The 22,589-nt window shown below is 52.8% G+C and carries 17 protein-coding genes and 2 tRNA genes; 6 read left to right on the top strand and 13 right to left on the bottom strand.

The genetic code is table 11. The features are described 5' to 3' along the window. Window positions 1–12 precede the first annotated feature (12 nt). Window positions 13–243, top strand: a complete 231-nt coding sequence (locus tag GmarT_RS01040) for a hypothetical protein (protein ID WP_149302392.1) — start codon at window positions 13–15, stop codon at window positions 241–243. Window positions 244–532: 289 nt separating this feature from the next. Next, window positions 533–994, top strand: a complete 462-nt coding sequence (locus GmarT_RS01035) for a nuclear transport factor 2 family protein (protein ID WP_002649591.1) — start codon at window positions 533–535, stop codon at window positions 992–994. 162 nt (window positions 995–1,156) lie between these two features. Here GmarT_RS01035 and GmarT_RS01030 read toward each other — a convergent pair whose 3' ends face one another. The 6 genes from GmarT_RS01030 to GmarT_RS01005 form a co-directional block, all read right to left on the bottom strand. Next, on the bottom strand, window positions 1,157–2,938 hold the full coding sequence (locus GmarT_RS01030; protein WP_149302391.1) for an amidohydrolase: 1,782 nt from the start codon (window positions 2,936–2,938) through the stop codon (window positions 1,157–1,159). A gap of 62 nt (window positions 2,939–3,000) precedes the next feature. Beyond that, window positions 3,001–3,561: an antibiotic biosynthesis monooxygenase gene (locus GmarT_RS01025; RefSeq protein WP_149302390.1), complete on the bottom strand. Its 561-nt coding sequence runs from the start codon at window positions 3,559–3,561 to the stop codon at window positions 3,001–3,003. Window positions 3,562–3,653: 92 nt separating this feature from the next. Further along, entirely contained in the window at window positions 3,654–4,322 is a 669-nt protein-coding gene (locus GmarT_RS01020; protein WP_149302389.1) for a hydrolase, read from the bottom strand. Window positions 4,323–4,804: 482 nt separating this feature from the next. After that, entirely contained in the window at window positions 4,805–4,999 is a 195-nt protein-coding gene (locus GmarT_RS29775; RefSeq protein ID WP_002648971.1) for a DUF5616 domain-containing protein, read from the bottom strand. A 56-nt stretch (window positions 5,000–5,055) separates the two neighbouring features. After that, complete coding sequence (locus GmarT_RS01010; RefSeq protein WP_002648972.1) at window positions 5,056–5,559, bottom strand: DMP19 family protein; 504 nt, start codon at window positions 5,557–5,559, stop codon at window positions 5,056–5,058. A gap of 31 nt (window positions 5,560–5,590) precedes the next feature. Further along, complete coding sequence (locus GmarT_RS01005; protein ID WP_149302388.1) at window positions 5,591–6,010, bottom strand: hypothetical protein; 420 nt, start codon at window positions 6,008–6,010, stop codon at window positions 5,591–5,593. 420 nt (window positions 6,011–6,430) lie between these two features. On the opposite strand from GmarT_RS01005, the gene GmarT_RS01000 reads away from it, so the two are divergent. Continuing rightward, complete coding sequence (locus tag GmarT_RS01000; RefSeq protein WP_002648975.1) at window positions 6,431–7,711, top strand: hypothetical protein; 1,281 nt, start codon at window positions 6,431–6,433, stop codon at window positions 7,709–7,711. Between the two features lie 623 nt (window positions 7,712–8,334). On the opposite strand, the gene GmarT_RS29320 is transcribed toward GmarT_RS01000, so the two are convergent. The 4 genes from GmarT_RS29320 to GmarT_RS00985 form a co-directional block, all read right to left on the bottom strand. Further along, entirely contained in the window at window positions 8,335–8,619 is a 285-nt protein-coding gene (locus GmarT_RS29320) for a hypothetical protein (RefSeq protein ID WP_002648978.1), read from the bottom strand. 190 nt (window positions 8,620–8,809) lie between these two features. Beyond that, complete coding sequence (locus GmarT_RS00995) at window positions 8,810–10,420, bottom strand: TROVE domain-containing protein (protein WP_002648979.1); 1,611 nt, start codon at window positions 10,418–10,420, stop codon at window positions 8,810–8,812. Between the two features lie 302 nt (window positions 10,421–10,722). Continuing rightward, window positions 10,723–10,868: transfer RNA gene (locus GmarT_RS00990), tRNA-OTHER, on the bottom strand. 366 nt (window positions 10,869–11,234) lie between these two features. Further along, window positions 11,235–11,306, bottom strand: a tRNA-Cys gene (locus GmarT_RS00985). 641 nt (window positions 11,307–11,947) lie between these two features. On the opposite strand from GmarT_RS00985, the gene GmarT_RS00980 reads away from it, so the two are divergent. The 3 genes from GmarT_RS00980 (at window position 11,948) to GmarT_RS00970 (ending at window position 15,642) form a co-directional block, all read left to right on the top strand. After that, window positions 11,948–13,681, top strand: a complete 1,734-nt coding sequence (locus GmarT_RS00980) for a choice-of-anchor I family protein (RefSeq protein WP_002648981.1) — start codon at window positions 11,948–11,950, stop codon at window positions 13,679–13,681. An 84-nt stretch (window positions 13,682–13,765) separates the two neighbouring features. Next, window positions 13,766–14,698, top strand: a complete 933-nt coding sequence (locus tag GmarT_RS00975) for a DUF1559 domain-containing protein (protein ID WP_002648982.1) — start codon at window positions 13,766–13,768, stop codon at window positions 14,696–14,698. A 215-nt stretch (window positions 14,699–14,913) separates the two neighbouring features. Beyond that, window positions 14,914–15,642, top strand: a complete 729-nt coding sequence (locus GmarT_RS00970; RefSeq protein ID WP_002648983.1) for an SGNH/GDSL hydrolase family protein — start codon at window positions 14,914–14,916, stop codon at window positions 15,640–15,642. Between the two features lie 145 nt (window positions 15,643–15,787). Here the strand turns inward: GmarT_RS00970 and katG are convergent, their stop codons facing one another. From katG to GmarT_RS00955, 3 genes are all read right to left on the bottom strand, one after another. Beyond that, window positions 15,788–18,163 carry a catalase/peroxidase HPI gene (katG, locus tag GmarT_RS00965; RefSeq protein ID WP_002648984.1) on the bottom strand — a complete coding sequence of 792 codons (2,376 nt, stop codon included), beginning with the start codon at window positions 18,161–18,163 and terminating at the stop codon, window positions 15,788–15,790. Window positions 18,164–18,651: 488 nt separating this feature from the next. Continuing rightward, a complete protein-coding gene (locus tag GmarT_RS00960) occupies window positions 18,652–20,697 on the bottom strand; it encodes a DUF1559 family PulG-like putative transporter (protein ID WP_044240066.1) in 2,046 nt (681 codons plus the stop codon). Between the two features lie 107 nt (window positions 20,698–20,804). Further along, window positions 20,805–22,307 carry a hypothetical protein gene (locus tag GmarT_RS00955; protein WP_149302387.1) on the bottom strand — a complete coding sequence of 501 codons (1,503 nt, stop codon included), beginning with the start codon at window positions 22,305–22,307 and terminating at the stop codon, window positions 20,805–20,807. Window positions 22,308–22,589: the final 282 nt, after the last annotated feature.

Here is a 22,589-nt window from a genome sequence, read left to right as displayed (position 1 = left end):
AGGACCCAACCCATGGCGTTTCAGACATTCGACCCTGATGACGAAGAGTCGTTCGACAAGATGCGCGACCTCTTCAGCCCGGCACAGGTGGACCAGAGCGTGCGCCAGGCGCTGCAACTGTGCTGGATGATGCTCCCCCAGGACAAACGCAATGTCGACGAACTGGAACAACAGTTCCGCCGCATCGTCGACCGCGCACTGAAAAATATGCGCGATGATGACCAGGCCTTTGGGGGCCAATAATCGAAGATCGCAGTGAAATCGAAATACCAGCGATGATCCGATCAAATTCCACTTGACCCCCAATAGACTGATCTGTATACTTTTTTTATTCAGACGCTCGGTTCGCAAAAAGACCCATTAGCCGCAGGGCGTTAGCCCCGGTTGAACTTCATCTGAAATAATAGCCCTTTTATTTTGGTATAATGTGCAATCAAATTGTTACGTTTTTGAATGAGGTCATCCACTTTTTTACCACATACTATGCAGACCTGTCTGTCTAATGCAACCCAAACCAATAAAGGAGAATCTCATGTCCGCTCTCAAACCCCCGTTCACACTCGAAACCGCCACCGCTAAAGTCCGGGCCGCAGAAGATGCCTGGAACAGCCGCGATCCCGAAAGAGTCTCCCTGGCTTATTCCCCGGATTCAGAGTGGCGCAACCGCGACCAGTTCCTGCAGGGCCGCGATCGAATTCGGGAATTCCTGTCTGACAAATGGGAACGGGAACTCGATTACCGACTTGTCAAAGCACTCTGGAGTTTTTCAGACGACCACATCGCGGTCCGCTTCCAGTACGAGTACCACGATGCGGCCGGTCAATGGTTTCGCGCCTACGGCAATGAGCTCTGGGAATTCGATGAAGAAGGTTTAATGCGCCGCCGCGAAGCAAGCATCAACGACGTCCCTATCGCGGAAGATCAACGCCGGTTTCACTGGCCGACCTCCGCTTCACGCCCCGCCGATCACACCGGGATTCCGGAGGTCGCCTGACAGAACAGAATCAGGGTCAGCTGCTTAGATTCAGACTGACCCTGATTACTGTTGCTTGAGCTTTCGTCACTCTCCCGACAGATCCACAATCCAGGCGTAGGACACCCGTACGTCGATGGTTGTGCGTCTCATTCAAGGTGTCAGGACACGCTTCGAAATTGATCAATTTCCACAGCCACAACTGGTTGTCCACACGCGACCGTCAGGGGCCATAATGGGAGTGTGCTCGTGAATGGGGGGCGCGGGCTGGCTGTTATCGTATCCACCGTAAAATGCCACGGGTGACCAGTCAGGACTGACCGGGGGAAGTTCCGGCGACAAATTCGCATAGTTTTTTTTACCATAAACAACCTTGCCTCCCAGCATTGTCAGTACACTTTCGATCTGGCGGATCGCATCTGCTTCTACAGAAAAATAATCGTCAGACAAAACTGCCAGGTCTGCGAATTGACCCACTGACAATGTTCCTTTACGGTCGTCTTCATTACTGAACCAGGCACTCCCCTGTGTATATAAACGCAACGCTTCTGAGCGGGACAGGCAGTCTTCCTGATCATGCAGCACTGTTCCCCCCACCGTTTTCCCTGTGACCATCCACCACAGACAGGTCCATGGGTGATAGCTGGCAACCCGCGTGCCGTCCGTCCCGGCTCCCACGGGAATCCCCATCTTCAACATCTGACGGACAGGAGGATGCCGTTTGACTTCTTCGACTCCGTAACGTCGAATGAAGTATTCCCCCTGGTAAGCCATGCGATGCTGAATAGCAATGCCGCCGCCCAGTTTCTGAATCCGTTCCAGATTGCGATCGGAAACCGTCTCGGCGTGATCGATAAACCACCGCAGATCATCAATCGGATGCGCGCGATGCACACGTTCGAAAACATTCAGAAATCGATCGATAGTTTCATCGTAGGTCGCATGAATTCGCCATGGCCACCTGGCTTCAGCAAGCTTCATCACAATCGCCTCAAGCTCTGATTCCATCACCGGTTTCAAATCGGGTCGTGGCTGCAGAAAATTTTCAAAATCGGCCGCGCTCCAGGCTAAATTCTCACCGGCTCCATTCACGCGGAGCAGATCCGAACCGGCACCCGGCTTTGTCATATCGAGCCAACGCGTATAGTCATTCAGTTCTTCACCCGAATTCTGCGCAAACAGGCTGTAGGCAATGCGGAGCGTCAATTGGCCGGCTTTTTCCAGTTGATTGACGACAGCATAATCGTCGGGATAATTCTGCCCACCGCCACCGGCGTCCGCAACACTGGTGACGCCAAACCGATTCAACTCGCGCATAAAATGACGAGAGGAATTGAGCTGATCCTCCATCGACAGCTTGGGCGCATTGGCGATTGTGGAATACAGAATCAAGGCATTCGGCTCGGCAATCAGCAATCCAGTCGGGTTACCCCGCTGATCTTTCACCACGACGCCCCCTGGTGGGTTCGGCGTATTTTTATCCATGCCCAATGCATGGATGGCCGCCTTATTCAACATCGCAGAATCATACAGATGCAACAGGAACACAGGTGTATCAGGAGCCGCTGCGTTCAACTCCTTAAACGTGGGCATGCGACCTTCAGCAAACTGAAATTCGTTCCAGCCTCCAATCACACGCACCCATTGGGGAGGAGGGGTTCGGGCAGCCTGACCTTTCAGTTGACTCATTGCTTCTGCAATGGTGGGTACGCCATCCCAGCGCAATTCGAGATTCGAAAACAGACCGGCCCGAATCACATGCAGATGCGAATCATTCAATCCGGGAATGACACGCCGATGCTCCAGATCAATCTGCCGGGTGGATGGCTCCGCCAGCGCCCGGATCTCGTCACTGGTTCCGATCGCTGCCACCCGCCCCTCCGAAACAGCGATGGCAGCGACTTCGGGATGGGAGGGATCCTGTGTAGTAATGCGACCATTATAAAGAATCGTATCAACGGACATTGCTGACCTTCTTTCGTATAAAAAGAAACGGCCCGATCAGAGAACAGACGCGTTTTCCGGAATCACCTGGGAATAGAAATCCGCTCCGCGTGCCCGGTCTGCAGCCAGGGATGAAATATTTTTGTAATGAAAGGCATCACAAACCACGTAAGCGTAACAACAACACAGACATTCACTGCCATGGAGAATACCAGCCAGTGTTGCCCCTCCAACACAGGCAGCAGTACCGTAGACCAGAATAAAACCGCTGGAAAGACCCCCAGAAAAGTCAGGCATGCCATCTTCCAGCGCGGCGGCATTGCACCCCGGCCAGACCGGAAGAATGCCTCCAGTCCGGTGAGCCTGCGATGCACAGGCTCACCTTCGACCAATGGTTCTGCATCATCCAGCCAGAGGTGAAACAGATCCGAGGCATAAAATTTCTCAGCCGCTTCTTCACTCTCAAACGTACGCAGCACACCATATTCACGACTGCCCGTCTGGGGAGCCGGCCGGAGTATATGCACTCCCAGAACTCCTTCCGAGGACATTGACTCGCGAATGAAGGAGAGCAGCTTCGCATCAAACTGCTCCTCCATCCCCAAACGCACATTACGTGTGACTGCAACATGAACGACTGACATCTCACATCTCCACTGAATTCAACAGGCTTGTGCTGGACTTTTACAGCAGCATTTCCAGCGACTTCTGGACCGCGTGCCCACAGGCGACACGATCAGGTAACCTTCCGGGCCGCTGGTGCGTTATGAACCATGGTGTAACAGTACTCAATTCCAATTCCGTAAGCTCCGCCATGTTCACGAAACAGATCCATTAACGCGTTGTAATGCTCCCGGTTGGCCCAGTCACGCTGGAATTCAAGCACCGTCGCAATCGTTGTCATGCGGACGGCACCAGCCTGTACCATGCGTGACAAAGCCGCATCGTGAGCAGCCTGCGAAGTGCCGCCACAGGCATCTTCCACAACATAGATGTTGTAACCTTCGTCAAGCATGTTCAACGTCGGCCAGGTGATGCAGACCTCTGTCCACAGCCCCGAGAGAATAATGTTTTTTTTGCCCGTCGCCTTGATGGCTTCACGAAAAGCTTCCGTGTCCCAGGAATTCATTCCCGTACGTTCAATCGGAGACTGATCAGGAAAAATATCCAGCAACTGAGGCCACATCGCCCCGCTGAATGATTCGGTTTCGACCGTTGTCAAAATAACAGGGACATCAAACTCTTTGGCCCCTTTGGCAAGCATCAAAACATTATTCATCAGCAGCTGGCGATCAATCTGATTCGATACACCAAACGCCATCTGTGGTTGATGATCAATAAATACAAGAGCACAGTTCTCTGCCGTCAGCAGTCCGCCATCAGTATCGGGAAGAATATTTTTCATGGGTTTCTTTTCTATTAAACAAAGTGATGAATAGAGATATTTTCAGTTTCATTTGCTGGAAACTTCACTCAGCGAGCGGCTGGATCAGTCTATTTATACGCACGTGATTTCTACGCCGTCCAGTAAAATCCGGACGATCCTCTCCTCTCAGTTCCTCAGCCTCCCTTCATTTCTCAAACATTAGCTTACATGTAAACTATTTGCCCAAATAAAAAGTTTTTTCAGATCATTAAGTCAGATTATGTCTGCTCTGATCGACTCCTTGTCACTGCGGCTTAACTGCCTGTCTGTCTGTCAGATTGAGAACCTTCAGATCGCTGACTTAGCTCTGCCTCATACATCTTTAATTTACATATAAACTATTTTTATGTCAACTATAATTCTGGAAATTTTCTCTTTACTGGAACAGGCTTTACATACCACCCGGGGCGTTTACCAGATCGCTCCGCTCAAGACTGCTGTCTCAAATAAACCTGATCCCATTACAGATCAGGGCGTTCCTGCATGACAGTCAAACCCTCTCCCCTCGACAAATCCACAATCCAGGCAGCGGGAATCCGCGTCTCAATGGCGCAACGTGCCAGGTTGAACCAGCGTTCGGCCTGGTTGAGAATCTGGCTGTCGGCGGAAGCAACAATCTGGTCAGCTCGACTCAGCACGAGATCGGGGTCAGGCACCAGTTCGATCTCCCAGTTCCAGCCATGCTGCTCACTGATCTGAAGATAAGATTTTCTTAATCCGGTCTGATGCCCAGCGCCTGGTGCAGCTCTGCGCTGTGATTCCCTGCATACTCCTCTGCCCATTCAAACATGTCGGAGTAATCAATCTGCTCTTCGAGCTCCTGGATCTCAGCGGACGCGGCATCCCATTTGTCACCATGCAGTTTTTGGAAGCTCGTGATCGAAAACTCCTCGAGGCCCGACCGATCTGCCTGAATCGTGTCATGGGTCATGCCGGCATTGGCAGCTACGATCAGAATTTTCTGGAGCAGGTTGGCCTGAGTCTTTGCGCCGATCGTCTGCAACGCAGCAACGGTTTCATGCGCATACTGACCACTGCTATTCCCGAGAAAATTGTTGATACCATTCATGGAGACCTCGGTTTCAAAGTCAATGATGAGCATCAGGACCGCCACCGGATCAGACAGATCACAGATTCTGCCATCCTCGCGCATCTCGGAGAGTGGCGGTTCATAAATCTTGATCGAGAACTCGGTCAGCAACGCTTCCGGCGTCATGCTCCTCCCCTTTCCTGCTGATCCTGAGCGATCAATCAATCAGACCGTCCGCCTGCATCTGCTGTTTCCGGATTTCCGCATCTTGCTCAAAATACTCTTCCGCAAAATAGGCCGGCAGCGGCTCGCGCTCATCGTGGAGACGCAAAATACCTTCCTCAATCAACGTACCGATGATTTCGTGGATCTGTTCACGTAGCCCCGCCGGTGCGCCCCCTTCGTACTGGCCGGCCATATTGGAAACGAATTCGTCGACCGTGTGCTCCCCATCGGCAGACATGAAGACCACCCCGTACCATGGTTCCATGGTGATCATCCGGGGAGCCTGATCGCTGAAGGTATCATGCACAACCAGTTGGCCCTCCATCGTGTGCCAGCAGGCCCGGCGAGAAAAGTATTTGTCATCCATGGGAAAACCTCGTTTGCAGCCCGATTTTGCAGCAGGCGAAATCAATTCGGAAAACCATCATCTTCAACATAGCGGATTTCCATCGGATTACAACAAGTTTGTCGAACGAGGGCCGGACTTCAACGCCGGGGATCCTGCCCGACATTTTCTTCCAGAAACGCCCATTCACAAGTCGCACCGATGACGGCCCGACCAGCGGCCATGCTTCTGGTTCCTCTTGACAGATTTCCGGCACTGCGGGTAGAGTGCCGCGGCTCTAGTAGTAGACAATTGTGATTAAACAATAGCAACTATACGCCGGACGAAACAGAGCGATCATCCAAGTCCAGTGAGGGCAAGTGGATGCGATTCGCCGCCGCTGTCAGAGCCACACGCAGGCCTGGCGCGGGTCCACTGGACCTACCCGCTGGGAACGGAATCGATCACCTCGAACTGGGGCCACCCAGTCGTGAAAGGAAGCAAAGCATGCGATATTTCTTACCTCTCACCCTCTGGATGCTCACCCTGAGCGCCGCCTTTTCCCCGGTCGACGCAGCAGATTCCTCGAACGCAAAACCACCGGCGAATGCCTCTCCCCTCGAATTGAAGACCTGGAAAGCACTCCAGCAACCGATTGCACTGACGATGGAAGAAATGCCTCTGTCCGAAGTGTTAAGAGAAATCTCCCGGCGGAGCGGCATTAACCTCTTCCTCGATTCCTTCGGACTGGAGGAGGTCGGCTTAACCCCCAAGACTCCTGTCACCATCGAAGTCAAAGGCATTAAGTCGAAGAGTGTTCTCAATCTGTTGCTGGAACCTATGGACCTCGCGTATATCATCAGAGACGAAGTCGTCGTCATCACCAGCCGCACGCGCTCCCTGGGAAAGCCGTACGTCGCGAGCTATCCGGTTGCCGATTTAGCAGTTCCCGTCCCCCTCGCCGGTCCGGTGCCTGCTGACGAAACAGAACCCGTGCCAAACACGCCCGCAATCGATTTCGAATCGCTCATCGACCTCATCCAGACGACGGTAGACCCCGACAGCTGGGAGACCGTCGGAGGTAACGGCTCAATTCAACCGCATGCGGCCTCGCAGAGTCTCGTCATCCGCCAGACCTCAAAGACGCATCAGCGAATCGAGGACCTGTTTACGGAACTTCGTCGACAGCAGGACTTCCAGATTTCGCTGGAAATGCATTTTCTCGAAAACGTACCAGAGGACTTCTGGGAACAGATCGGCCTCGATCTCGATAAGCAGAAAACCGCCCGTCCGCAGCCACAGAACAACGGCCCCCTCGAGGGCATCATCCTCACAGATAAAGAAGTGGCCCTGCTGTTGAACGAGGCACAAAACAACGCCCGGACAAATTTGATCCAGGCGCCCCAGGTCACCCTGCTCAATGCACAGACGGCTGGCGTGACGAACTACACCGCCGGCGGCAAACAGCATCCGCTGAAGCATCCCTGCTATATCCAGCCGGTCATTTCCGCCGACCGCCGGGACGTCCGCCTCAACCTGCGGGTCAGCAACCCCCAATCGTCTGCTGCCGCCATGTGGACCTGCGTGAATACGGTTCCCGATCGCCAGACGATCCTCATCGAAATCGCCCAGCAGAAGACAGAAATCCCCGTATCAGTTAAAATAGCAGACACTGGCGAACTGGTCTACAAGTACACCAGTCTGGAGCAGACCCGCAGTTTCCTGTTTATCCGCCCGAAAATCATCGTGCAGGACGAAGAAGAAAAAGCCCTCTTTTCCGGCCCGTAAAAATGAAATCATTCCCTGCCCGCAAATCAGCAGGCGACCGGTGCGTTTGACAGGCACTCCCTGTCAGAACATCAGTTTTTCTTGGTAATGATAATTTCTCTGACGGGTGGCCCCGAATGCAATTCGGGGTGAGCGTAGCGAACAGGAAACCAGCAGAGTTGGCTCATAATTCCAGAGTATCATTCTTCACACTTTCAACAGCACGAAATGTTCTGTTTCCTTCCAGATAAGACTGCATATCGTCACCATCTTTCCGATCAGATTTCTTTGTTCGACCGCGAAGTAGACCCTGGAAATTGCGAACGCAAGTAATACAAATGGAAAAGAAAGTACTGCGCCAAACTTACTGAATTCCTTCACTGAAAACATGAAATACGACCATCCATTCCATTTCGGAATTTCTTCAGCTTTGCCCGTGTAGCAACTGAGTCCCCCCCATGATCGCCCCCAGAGCAACGAAGCAACAACACACAAAAACGGAAACAACCACCGTCCGTAAAAATCGCCACAATCGTGATGGCCTTGCCGATGCATGTCCGTCAGTGCTGTGTGTTGCTGGTGTCGGAATTGGATTACTCACAGTTGGCTTCAGCGCCGACCGCGGCTCCGTGTGTAATGCCTGGTCAGGTGGAAACTTGATGAGTGAGCAAAGCGAGCGTTCGAATCCAGATGAATGCGAGGAACAGAATGCCCCCCCAATAGAGTACGCTGACACCTGAAACACGGGTTCCGAAACTCAAGTGTACGATGGCTGCAAGAATGTTGAAGACCACAACACAACTCAATAAAATCGTCCACTTGCCGTGGGTAGGGAATACGTCATACACCTTTTGCCGTCCAAGCCATAAAACCAATGGTACGGCGACAAGGGAAACCAGAATCGAATTCGCAAATATGTCTTCGATCATTATCAGAACTTAATTTTGACTGAATGATTTCGGGATAACCCATCAAGAGAATCGGTACTGTATTTTCGTTTAAATGAGAATAAACTGTCAAGAGAGGACTGACGAAAGCGTCCTAAACGAATCTGACAAACAAAAAGCCCCTGGCCCGAAACATCAGACCAGGGGTGTCCCTGATTAACAATAACATCGATCAGACTGTGATCGACTCGACTTCCGCAACGAAGCGGCTGGCGCTGTTGCTCAGGAAGGACGTCACCACGTTGAACACCGCGTCACTGAAGCCGCCGATGTTCAGGATGTCGTCACGCTCCGTAGCCTGCGACGAACCATAAGGCTGGATGTCGATACACACCAGCTTGGGATCCGCCACGCCCAGTCGCCGCTGATTCTGCGCGAACGTCTGCCACGCAGTCATCACACCGGTCGAACCATTTCGGCCTGTACCAACCCAGCTCTCGTTGTCGCTCACCAGCACACAGCCGGCAAACGCGCGCTGACCCAGTCGTACATTGGCTTCGCGAAGCGGAATCGAACAGTCGGTCCCACCGCCGCCATACTTCGCCAGTCGCTCCGACAGACTCAGAATCGAGTCGGCTGGATCGATCCGCACGTTGTACGCCCGCGTATCGAAGGGAATCACCACGCTGTCCGGATTACGACGCAGAACCGCAGCAGCAAACAGCGCCGCCACGTCCACACAGCGCATCTTGCTGTACGAACTGCGATGCTGCCAGCCCGTCACCGAACTCGCCATCGAACCGGACGTGTCGAGTCCGATCACCACCGGACCTGACAACTCAGGCACGTTTCCACAGGCGATCTCAGCAGCCTCATGCAGCGCCTTTGTGATCTTGTGCGGAATCTGGTCCGACGCGTTCAGATACGCAGCCAGAAACTGGTACGGAAACTGCCGCGAACGTCGGATTGCCTCCTTGTCAACCAGGCGGTTCGCCACCTCGTCAATCAGAGCATAATCCTTGAACACGTCATGACGCAGCAGCGTGTTGAGGTTCATCCGCAGCGCCTGTGGACCCATCTGACGGGCGATGGCACGCCACACCAGAGGACCTTTGGCCGCATCAGCCAGCAGATCCCAGCGCACGGACAGACCCTCTACAATCGCAGCCTGCTCCTGCTCGATCTCTGCACCTCGATAAGCCATCAGCGCCTGCACCTGTGCGGGCAAGTCCGCCTCCGTGGCAGGAGCCCACTTCGCCAGTTCCTTATCGGTCAGCCAGCCGAACAGCGCACGCCGTGCGTTGTCGACAGGAGTCGGACGTGCCAGCCGCAGGACATCGCGCAAGCTCGGATCGTTACCGATCGAAGCCGACAGCAGTTTACCCACGGAAGCCTCGTTCAACCAGCGCTGAAACGCCCGCTGCAGACTCGATGACAGACCGGTACGACCAAACTGTCCCGAGCGGATCATCTGGAACATGGTGCGCAGCACGCGACCATTGTCGACCACGCGATCAAACACGCGATGCAGCAGTTCGGTATCCCGCGTTGACAGTGTTACCAGCAGCGCCGCCGGCATGTCCTTCATGCAGGCGCGTTCCCGCGCATACACGGCCAGTTGTGCCAGGAATCGATTGTCGTCAACCTGGTTGATCAACGTACGCAGCTCGTCCAGCTGTGTCTGGGCATTCGCATAGAACACGCCGTTAAATGTACCGGTTGCCGCCAGCTGCGCCAGCGCATGCTTCGGCTCATACTTGTAAGCCCGACCTCCGGCTTCGTTACGCGCATCTGCACGTGGAAACTGATTCTGACGATTCGAAAACAAAGATTTATTGGCCATCATAGCCTCCTTCAAAAAGGGAACCGGCGAAAAAGGCGTCAGTCCTCACTGACGGCAGCCGGATCCTGTAAATAGCACTCGACGAAATGATGGGCAGAGACCTCCCTGCGATACCACACACGCGATTCACAGGGGCCGGCCGCATAACTCTTGTAACAAAGCGGCCGGGCAGGAATCGAACCAGCTTCACCATGTACTCCACACCGGCAGTCGAGTGTGTATTAAATAACCAACGAAGTGGTGAATCAGAGTTTTTAACGGTGCTCTACCTGTTGAGCTACAGCGCGACAGGCTTAGCGAAATTGCGCTGGTGGGAATCGAACCCACATCCTCCGGGTTAATTTTCATGTACTCCCATTCGGCAGTCAGTTATGTCTCTTGTGAAGAATGATCGACGAAGTTTTAAACCAGAGCGTTTACGGTGCTCTATCCGTTGAGCTACGGCGCGACACACATTGAAAATAGCGCCGGCGGGAGTCGAACCCGCAACCACCGGGTCCTGAACCATGTACTCCAGTCTGGCAGTCGATCAAATGTTCTTAATAAGCCCAACGAAGGGTTGTCGAGATTGTTGCTGTTCTCGGCCGCTCTTATCGGTCGCATGTGAGACCGACAGTGGGCACACGCCAGACCATCTCAAAGAGATGCCGTTGCGCTCACCTTTCCTGGATCGCTCCAGGTTGGCTACCTCAGGACCGTCATAATGTAATCCCGACGGGCAGTTGGATTGTTCAACAAACCGGCCAACGAAGAAATCACTCAGACATCGTTTCTGTCATAAAGATGTAGTCCGAGCCGACAGTTGGTCGGTTAAAGACGCCGGTGGGAATCGAACCCACTTCAAACTGCTTTGCAGGCAGTTTCCCGGCCATCAGGTATCAGCGTCAATCAAAAGTACCTCACCAGGGAGTCGAACCCCGTCTAATGGTTCCGAAGACCATTGTGCATCCATCACACTCGCAAGGCAGATTATTCAGAGTCGACCAAACGCGTTCGCCAACTGCTGGTTATAGACAGGAAGCACAGAAAACCGGTTCGCCACTTTCAAAAAACTTTCAGCAGTTTCTGTAAATCAGAAAGCAGACGAAAAACCGTGACCGGCATCGTTGAGCTGCAGAGAGAGAGAGAGAGAGAGAGAGAGAGAGAGAGAGAGAGAGAGAGAGAGAGAGACGCCTCAGAACGGCATGCAGAACTGAGACAGAACGTCTTCACAATATCTTTCGTAAATATTCATCATTTATTAACCATTCGTTATTTTTGATGCTTCTCATTTTATTTTCGTCAGACAGCAAACGTAATTCAATATCTCCTTGAAATCATCCTGTATAGAGGCTGCTCGCTTAAGACCTCTTTGTTTCTGACGGCAAACAGATGCAGACCAATCGGAGCACATCTCAAACATTAATAACATCTTCTCAATTTCTTCATGTACTCTTGCTAGATTCAGACCCATGCATTTGACCATCTAGCGCCAGTTCGTCGCACCTGCATCTGATTTTGACACCGCACCTGTTTAAGAAATACATCATGACTAACACCTCACCACAGTCTGCAGTGAAGCCGCGTTCGCACATCCTCCCCATTTTCGTTGGAATGATTCTCAGCGTGTGCTGCCTCACAGTCTCCGGCTGTTCCGATACCGCAGGCAATGAGGTGACCGCGATCAACAGTCAGCCCCCCAGTGGAGGAACTGGTGAGATTGCCGAGCCCCTTCCGGAACCACCCGCAGCGTCCAAAGCTGTCGGCCTGAAGTTTCTCGGACGCTATCGTCACGGTACAAGGAAAAAATCGACGGCGGAAATCTGCGCCTTCGACACGGAGTCGAAACGACTCTTTGTTGTAGACGGAGAGCGGGTCGCCGTCGATATTCTTGACATTACCAACCCGTCCGAACCGCAGTTGTTCAAGTCGGTTGACCTGGCAGAGTTGGGATCCAAACCAAACTCGATCACGGCGAAAGGAGGTGTGATCGCCGCCGCCCTTTCATCCGATCCAAAGCAGGAGCCGGGCCTGGTTGTTTTTCTCTCACCCGCAGGTGAAGTGCTGAAAACCGTTCACGTTGGCCCCGAACCGGACATGCTCACCATTTCACCGGATGGGCACTGGCTGATTACTGCCAATGAAGGAGAGGCGACAAAAGATTATACGCGAAATCCGGAAGGCAGCGTCTCGCTCATCGATCTGAAAGATGGTGTGGCAGCGGTAACCGATGCCTCCGTCGTTCACATTGATTTCACAGCTTATAATGACAAGTCTAAACTGCCATCTGGCGTGCGTGTCTTCGGAAAGAATGCGACGCCGGCCCAGGATTTCGAGCCGGAATACATCGCAGTCTCCCCCGATTCCAAAACCGCATGGGTGTCGCTGCAGGAGGCGAATGCATTTGCGATCATCGATCTCGAAACAAGTAAACTCGTCGATCTCGTGCCGCTGGGGTTCAAAGATCATTCGCTTCCCGAAAATGCCTTTGATGCCAGCAACAAAGACAAGAAGATTCAGCTTCGCACCTGGCCAGTCAAAGGGATGTACCAGCCCGATGCCATCTACTCCTTTGAGATCGACGGTACGGCGTACGTTATTACTGCTGATGAAGGGGACCACCGCGACTTCGACGGCTTCAGTGAGAAAGCCCGGGTGGGTGATCTGAAACTTGACCCGAAAAAGTTCCCCAACGCAAAAGAACTGCAATCTCCTAAAGCACTCGGGCGGCTGATGGTGACATCATCCAACGGTGATGCCGACGGTGATGGACTCTACGAAGAACTTTATTGTTTTGGCGGAAGGTCATTCTCCATCCGCAGTGCGGATGGCCAGCTGGTCTATAACAACGGCAACGAATTCGAACGCATCATCGCGAATCGTTTTCCCAAGTCGTTCAATGCCGATCACGAGTCAAACGATCTCGATGACCGCAGCGACAATAAAGGGCCGGAGCCCGAAGGGCTGGTTGTGGGAATGATCGAAGGTCGTCCCGTGGCTTTTATCGGCATGGAACGACACAGCGGCATCATGGTCTACGACCTCACCAATCCGAAACAGCCGGTCTTCTGCGACTATGTCATCACGCGCGACTTCGACAAATCGACGAAGAAACCAGAGGCAGGCGACCTGGGGCCCGAAGGCCTGACGTTCATTCCTGCCGACGTGAGTCCGACAGGAAAACCGTTACTCGCTGTCTCCTATGAAATCAGCGGTACGACCGCGTTGTTCGAAGTCGTCAGCAATACCACTACTGAAAAGCAGGGCCAATCACTGAAGTAAAGAAATTCATATTGCTCGCTGAATTCTCAACTTTAACTCATCATTTGATAAACGACATATCGTTTACAGAAGAAAGGTTTTCGAATGCAACAGATAAGTTTAACCCGCAAACGAGGCTTCACGCTCATCGAATTGCTGGTCGTTATTGCGATCATTGCAATTCTGATTGCGTTGCTGCTACCCGCCGTCCAGCAGGCGCGTGAAGCGGCGCGCCGTTCCACCTGCAAGAACAATCTTAAACAGATTGGTATCGCACTGCACAACTACCACGACACTCACAGTGTCTTACCGCCAGGCGTCCTGATGTTTGACGACGGTTCAGGCGACCCCGACCCCGATCTGGGTAACTGGGGCTGGAACACCTTCCTCCTCCCTTATATCGATCAGGCACCGCTCTATAATCAACTGACTCCCAACGGAGCGAATTTTCCCACAAGCGCTGCCGGCAGTCTGATTCAGACGGTCGTTCCTATACTGGTCTGCCCCTCCGATGCCAGTGGTGGCATCAATACCTACGTCGGATTCACCAATAATGAAGATGGTGTCGGGCTCGGCAAGTCGAACTATCCCGGCGTCAGCGGCAGTAAAGGCGTTGATGATGACGAGTGGTACGACCGCAGTGATGACGCAGACGAACGCGGCATTTTCAATTATAACAGTAGCACACGGATGCGCGACATCACCGATGGAACCAGCAACACGATGGCGTCGGGCGAACGGATGTGGGATGGAATTTCCATTAAAGACGATGATCCGGGCGGATCACTCAGCAAAGGTTCCGTCTGGGCCGGTCGTCCTTACGACGGCGAAAAGTACGCAACCCTGCTCCGCACCAACGACTCGGACGCGTTCATTCCCAATGGTACAAACCAGGCCAGCGCCAGCAGCCGTCACGTGGGCGGCGCACATTTTCTGTTTTGTGATGGTGCCGTCCGGTTCATCTCAGAAAACGTCAACCGCGAAACCTATAAGTTCCTGGGCAACATGTCCGACGGAGAGGTAATTGGCGAATACTGATCTATGTTGAACGAGATATCCAAGTCTCGTCACATTGCTTTAAGCACTGGCGTTTCGGTCGTTTTTGGCCGGAACGCTTTTTTTACTCTTTATAAAAACAACTACGACTTGTTTCACTGGATGACAATTCATTTCTCTCCTGCTTGACCCCGGTGTGTTCTATGCTGATACTGAATGAAATCGTTTCATAATTCATCACCGGCAGGAAAAGAGACATGACTCGGCTGAAGCACGCTTTCAGATTTCTTACAACACTCCTCATGATGTTGTGTGTGGCTTCCACCAGTACAGCACAGGACAACCAAGGCTCAACACAGAGCAACAGAAAAGAGGCTGATCTACCACACGTTCTGATCATCGGCGACTCGATTTCCATCGGCTATACCAAACCAACCATCGAACTGCTTAAAGACGTGGCGAACGTAGAACGCGTGAAAGCCAATTGCGGCGATACGAAACGGGGGCTGCAGAATCTTGAGCGCTGGCTGGGAAAGACCGACTGGGACGTGATTCATTTCAACTGGGGTCTGCACGACCTCTGCTATCGGCACCCCGACTCAAAAACCCAGGGACACCGCGACAAAGTCAACGGCACGATTTCCGTGCCACTCGCGCAGTACGAGAAAAATCTGGAAGCACTGGTGAAGCAACTCGAAAAAACGGGAGCCACACTGATCTGGGCCACCACCACTCCGGTCCCGGAAGGAGAAGCAGGCCGCGTCGTCGGCGACGACTTAAAGTATAACGAGGTCGCAACAAAGATCATGAAACAGCACGGCATCAAAATCAACGATCTGCACCAACTCGCTTCCGAATTCGACGCGCCCCACTGGGCCGGCCCGGGAAATGTGCATTTTAAACAAGCAGGCTCCGACAAACTCGCACAACAGGTCGCAAAGGAAATCAAAGCCGCCCTGCCGGTAAACAGCAATCATCCAAACTGAACCGGCCGCTTCAGCAGAATCGGCGAGATACTGCGGGGAACGAAAAAAGGGACAGAGTGCAATCACTTACGATTCATCACTCTGCCCCTCCTCCGCAACTTCAGGGACTCACATCAAACGATGTAAGCAAGGCCTGCTTCCTTTTTCAGCGCTGGCCGACGGCCACCGCTTTTGCTGCTTTCTGCTGTGACCGGTCCAGATCAAATCGGTCCAGGTTCATGACCTTCGTCCAGGCGGCTACGAAATCGTTGACGAACTTCTGCTCAGCGTCTTCACTGCCATACACTTCCGCGATGGCACGTAACTGTGAATTCGAGCCAAAAACCAGATCAACCGAACTGGCCATCCACTTGACCTGATCCGTCTTGCGGTCGCGTCCTTCATAAAAGTGCTCGCACATTTTGGACTTGTCCCATTTGGTATTCATGTCGAGCAGGTTCACGAAGAAGTCATTCGTCAACGTACCCGGCTGATTTGTGAACACACCCAGCGAAGAATTAGCCGCGTTGGCATTCAACGCCCGCATGCCACCAACCAGAACCGTCATCTCGGGTGCTGTCAGCGTCAACAGATTGGCACGATCCACGAGCATCTCCGCCGCGGGTCGGTCGTAAACATGACCGTGATCCTGGTAGTTACGGAATCCATCCGCCTTGGGTTCCAGCACAGCGAATGCTTCCACGTCTGTCATTTCGTCAGTCGCATCGGTACGTCCCGGTGTGAAGGGCACTTGCACTTCATGCCCGGCTTTTTTCGCCGCTTCTTCGACAGCAGCGGAACCCGCCAGCACGATCAGGTCTGCCAGAGATACTTTTTTCCCATCGGTCCGCTCACTGTTGAATTCGGACTGAATCTGCTCCAGCGTCTTAAGCACTTTTGCCAGTTGAGCCGGATCGTTGGCTTTCCAGTCTTTCTGCGGAGCCAGACGAACGCGGGCACCGTTGGCACCACCACGGTTATCGGAGCCACGGAAGGTCGAAGCCGACGCCCAGGCTGTTGAAACCAGTTCGGGAACCGTTAATTCCGAAGCCAGCACTTTGGCTTTCAGTTCAGCGATATCCTGCTTGTCGATCAGTTTATGATCGACGGCGGGCACCGGATCCTGCCACAACTGAGCGGCTGGCACCTCGGGTCCCAGGCAGCGGGACACAGGTCCCATATCGCGGTGAGTCAGTTTGTACCAGGCTTTCGCGAAGGCAGCGGCAAACTCATCGGGGTTTTCATGGAAGCGTTTGGAAATCTTGCCGTACGCAGGATCCATCTTGAGCGCCAGGTCGGTCGTGAACATCATCGGTGCATGGGATTTTTCCGGATCGTGTGCGTCAGGAACGGTTCCCTTGGCAGACTCTTCTTTGGGAGTCCACTGCCAGGCACCGGCGGGACTTTTCACCAGTTCCCACTCATACCCGAACAGGTTATCGAAGTAACCGTTCGACCATTGGGTCGGCGTGGAGGTCCAGGCACCTTCCAGACCGCTGGTGATTGTATCGCCTGCGTTCCCTTTTTTATATTTGTTCTTCCAGCCTAATCCCTGTTCTGCGAGGCTCGCCCCTTCCGGTTCGGGACCCACGTTGCCTTTGGGAGTGGCAGCGCCGTGCGCTTTTCCGAATGTATGTCCGCCGGCGATCAACGCGACCGTCTCTTCATCATTCATTGCCATCCGACCGAAGGTATCACGAATGTCGCGGGCTGCTGCCAGTGGATCAGGCTTGCCGTTCGGTCCTTCCGGATTGACGTAAATCAAACCCATCTGTACGGCGGCGAGCGGGTTCTCCAACTCCCGATCCCCCGTGTAGCGTTTGTCGCCCAGCCATTCACTTTCCGGGCCCCAGTACACATCCTTCTGTGGTTCCCACACATCTTCGCGACCGCCGGCGAATCCAAACGTTTTGAATCCCATTGATTCCAGTGCGCAGTTTCCGGTTAAAACCATCAGGTCAGCCCAGGATATTTTACGACCGTACTTCTGTTTGATGGGCCAGAGCAATCGCCGGGCTTTGTCCAGGTTCGCATTGTCGGGCCAGCTGTTAAGGGGTGCAAAGCGTTGTGTACCATCCGAAGCACCGCCGCGACCATCGGTCACGCGATACGTGCCCGCGCTATGCCAGGCCATGCGAATAAACAGCGGACCATAATGACCGTAGTCCGCAGGCCACCAGTCCTGAGAGGATGTCATCAACTTTTTGATGTCTTTCTTGACGGCTGCCAGGTCGAGTTTCTGAAACTCCGCGGCGTAGTCGAAATCTTCGCCCATCGGATTACTCTTCTTCGAGTTCTGATGCAACACATCCAGATTCAACTGGTTCGGCCACCAGTCTCCATTCGACATGCTGCCGGCTGCAGTAGCTCTCTGTGAGGGATGACTGGCGCCCCCCATCACCGGGCATTTACTGATGTCCTGTTTTTTGTCAGCCTGTTGAGCGGCCTCTTTCGTCAGAGGCGGATGCTGCTGAGCAAACGCGGCTCCTGCGATGCAGAACATCGCACAGCTCGAAACGAAACGCTTAATGTGAGTTTTCATGGTCATGTCTCTCCAGGAATGGACAGTGATGCGGATTACGTGCAAAGTGAGATCATCCCACCTTGCTTCTTTATTATGGACACGAGCATCTAATACATCCAATGCATTTTCAACATACTAACCATGCATAAAACGCATTGACATACCCGCAATCTTGATCGCTCACCGATATACAGACCACTGTTATGTCATTGATACCATTAAACTTAGGAAGTTTTATTGCTTTCGATTCACGCAACTGAGAACGCATTACCAGCCTGGATTACATCACTGACGTTCCAGTAAACATATGAATTGATTCAACAGTCTGTTTGCATCTGGTACAGGCCGCCTGCAAAGCTGGTTACAATGGTAATCATCAGGCTGTTGAAACTGAGATCGAACTCAAAATTGAGAGAGACGATGGTTTATCCATAAAGCGCTCCGGCAGATCAGACATCGGATCGACGAAACAGTTTTTGATCTCCGCTGGAGCAATGGCAGACAGATTAAAAATCACCGACGACCTGCCCATCCTGATGATTGATCAGATTCTTTAATTTTTCAGCAGAGATGTCTGTTTTAATTTCGCGTACGGTTCCATCCGCGATCCCGGCCTGAAAATGATCTCCCTTGATGGTTCCCAGTGACTGGTGAGGATTCTCCAGATCGAGGGTCAGGTCCTCCGGCTTCGTCCAGGGAACCGCTTTGTCCGGTCCTGCTTTGACATACAGGATTGTGTACTTTCTGCCGTCTGGGATGCGACTGTACGTGGGACCTGGTTTATCGACCTGGAAGGGAGTACCGGGGCCGACAAACTTCATGATCGAAGTCAGCCCGGGCTGCGTCACACCTTCACATTCATAAACATCCGGCATCAGCTCCAGCAGTTTGATATTATGCGGGCTGTCCCAGGGCTCATCCAGCTTGAACTGGGCATACAACGTATGCGCCCCCAGGGACGGCAGCAGGTGCACGCGCCAGCTTAACAGCTCCTTCCCTTTGATCACATGCTCAGTGGCGGGGGGAAATCGACGATGCGAATTGATGAAGCTCAAAAGTCCAGACGAAATTTTCTTCAACTGAACCAGATTGTTTTCAGGAGTCGTCACTTTTATCGGCCTGCGAACCTTAAGCAACAGCTTGTCTAAATCGACTTTGGCTCGATCGGCAGGATGAATGACACTCCGCCAGGTCTCATCATCAATGCTCGATTTCAGTAAACGGATTCTTCCATCAATAAAGGCGGTAGGAATACCCAGCGGAGTCTTGCCGATGGATTTGGATACGGAAGCCAGATCCAATTCTCCCGGCTTCGTCCATTCTACGGCCTGATCGGGCCCCGTTTCGATCAGCATGACGGTATTGGAAATCCCATCAATGACATCCCTCATCCTTCCTCTTGAGCCGACTGTAAATATTGAGGCCACAGAGCTTGTCCCCCTGCCCCGCGCCCGCCCGGCAGTTGCCGGCTGTGCGACACTTTCCGGATCTTCAAATCCACGAAAGCGAGTCTGATTCGAAGCCGCGGGTGTTTCAGGAGAGCGATAGATTGCAGGCATGTATTTGGCAGCCGCCTGATTGATCGGACTGTCCCAGGCTTCATCCAGCTTGAATCGCTGATACAACAACTCTTCCTCCAGAAAGGGGAGCAGATGCACGCGCCAGCTGACCTTCAAACGCCCCTGATCATCATAGTAATGCTTGAAAATTTTGGGATCGGGCACTAATCCCCTGTGGGTTTGAGAGTAATTATGAAATGCATTCATGATTTTCGATAATGAATCTTCTACTTTATGATATCGCTCAGGTGACATCGTTTCCTGTGTCACGATTTCCTCTACCGGTTCCGCCTTAACCACTGCGGGTGCCTCAGGCTTTTTGGGAGTAGCTTTCACTACCGGCATGGCAGTCGGCTCTGGTTTGGCTGGTTTTGATTCTGCGGGCTTTGGTGCGACCGGCTTCGGTTTCACCGGCATGGGCTCAACCGGCCTGGATTTTGCCAGCTTCGGTTCTGCCTGCTTCGGCGCGACAGGCCTGGGAACCATTGGCTTTGGTTCTTCGACAGGCTTCGATGTCACCGGCTTGGGTTCGACTGATTTTGGTTCGTCGGGTTTAGACAAGATCGGCCCCGATGGCGCTGCTTCCGGTTCGCTTTTTACTGGCGGCTCAAAGGCAGGTTGATCGCTTTCTGCAACCTGCTCTACTTCCTGACCTGCGGGCAAGGTCAGGTACAGACCCAGGCCGACCAACAACAATACCACAAGCGTTCCACCGCCGAGCAGAATCCACTTCCCTGTCCTGTCACTCTCTGGAGAAGCGTTCTGTTCCGTTCCGAAAGGACTGCTTTTCTTTCGATCCACCAGGTAGGAAATGTCCTCATACTCCTCCAGGTCTTCCTCTTCGAGCACATCCAGAAATTCCAGATCTTCTTTAGCAGGCACAGGGATCATGATCAGCGCCGAGCAGGCTTTGCATTTCACCCGCCAACCACTTTTCTCGTCCGTAACCCGATAAGACTTACCGCATTGCTTGCACTGAAATTCAATGGCCATGGCTGCCTCACATCAATTCTATAATCTGCTAAACAGGAAGAGCATACACAGATGACAGCTGAATTCAGAATTGTCAAATGCATCTACAGAACACATAAGCGAACCGGTTAACCTCTTGCCTCATCCTGGACGAAAAGCTGGAACACCTGGAACGCCATTTGTTGATCCTCGGAATATAAGGTGATTATCACATACACATAATTATCTTCAAACGTTTCCGGCACCTGCCAGGTCAGCCGCCCGGTCTCTGACAGCTGCATGCCCTCTGGTGCGGCACTCAACTCAATGGTCACTGACGGCGAACTGGATTTGAATTCCAACTGGTAGTCCAGCTGAGATCCTCTGATGCATAACTGGGGAGAAACGGAAGAAGCAAACAGATAACCCTCTTTGGCTTTGTCAAGATTTTCGACCAGGGAAAACGGGACAATTCGCAGTGCATCATCCGAAAACGGAATCGTCACGATCTGATCCGCCTGGTAAATATAATGAACCCGCTTCTCCAGTGAGATCAGATCATCTAAATTGCGAGCCTGAGCAGCATTCCCGCGGGGACTGATCTCGTCAGACAGTTTTCCCAGGGGACCCACAACCGTTGAAGCAATCTTCTCACCGGATTCGGCGAGAAAGATATCCACCGAATTGCTTTCCATCGGGTGGGAAACATAGAAATTGGCATGAGTGGAGGGGACCACACTTCTCCCCCCGCGTTTAAAACCTCGATATTGATACGCCTGGGAATAAGGGCCACTTTCTGTCAGCATCAGCGATCCATTCCAGTCCGGCAGATTGTAATTACCATAAGTGTCACCGTTACGGTTTTTCCCGAATTTCCAGATTTTTGAATACAGGGGTTTCCGATTGACAGCAAACAGCCCCTCGAAATCACCGTCCCTGGGATTATGGAGTGTAAAGACAGTTCCATCTCCCGATGCCCTGAATGTCAGCAAGTCCGGAGCTGAAACCTCGGCCAGCCTGATGGTATCGTATGCAGGATCATCCTGCAGCGTTTCCAGGTCGCAGAACAGCAGCAAAAACTGATTCTGCTTGTCCGTTTCATTCTCCAGATAGAGCATCAATGGTCCCTGCGATGCATAACCCAGAGCCATTTGCTTTAACTGCGTGTTGTCAGGCAAAGGAGTTTCTGCCTCTTTCTGCAAAGAGGCAAAGGACCAGCGTTCCAGCTTCTTTCCTGTTCGATCGGCGACCACAAAATCTTCCGCCCCGGCAGCAATCAGCGCATCATCTGTTTCAAGGGGAATGGTTTTGACAATCTTGACTTCGTTGGCGTCATAAATGGCAATCTGTCGCAGTTGTTTCAGATAGAGAACCAGAAAGCGCCCGCCGCCGCCTGCCACTAGATCTTTCATCACTCCCGGCAGTTTGATCTCCTCCTGTCCCCCTGCGTACCGGTCGAACCCCGGTGCGGTATTTCCCTGCACAGGCGCGACTCCGGCTGCACTTTGAGGTTGGGGCGGGCGGGCAGGAGCTGTTCCTATCATATCGACTACGGGAGGGGCGGGCTCCGCTTGCGAGGTGGGACTTGCGGCGGCCGCCAGGTTCTCTCCAGAAACATCCTCCGCATTTTCACCCGGAAGCAGCAGAAACACGAGTCCTCCCAGCAACACAACGACTCCGGAGATGCCCGCGCCAATCAGCAGTAGCTTCCGGTTTCCACTCGTTGTTGATTTCCTGTTCCTCAGGGACCCTGCACCCTGCTGTCTTATTTTATTATCCCAGGAGTCCGCAGAGGTTCTCTGATGAAATACGTTTGATGAACTATCAGTGCCTGCCTGGGGAACGATCATCAGGGTGTCACACTCGGGACACTCGATTTGTTCTCCCGCTTGATCATCCCTGATTTTATACCCTTTACCGCAGCCACTGCATTT

Source organism: Gimesia maris, from assembly GCF_008298035.1.
GTDB lineage: Bacteria > Planctomycetota > Planctomycetia > Planctomycetales > Planctomycetaceae > Gimesia > Gimesia maris.
Note: the sequence above shows the minus strand (reverse complement) of the source record. Positions and strands in the feature narration are given on the sequence as shown.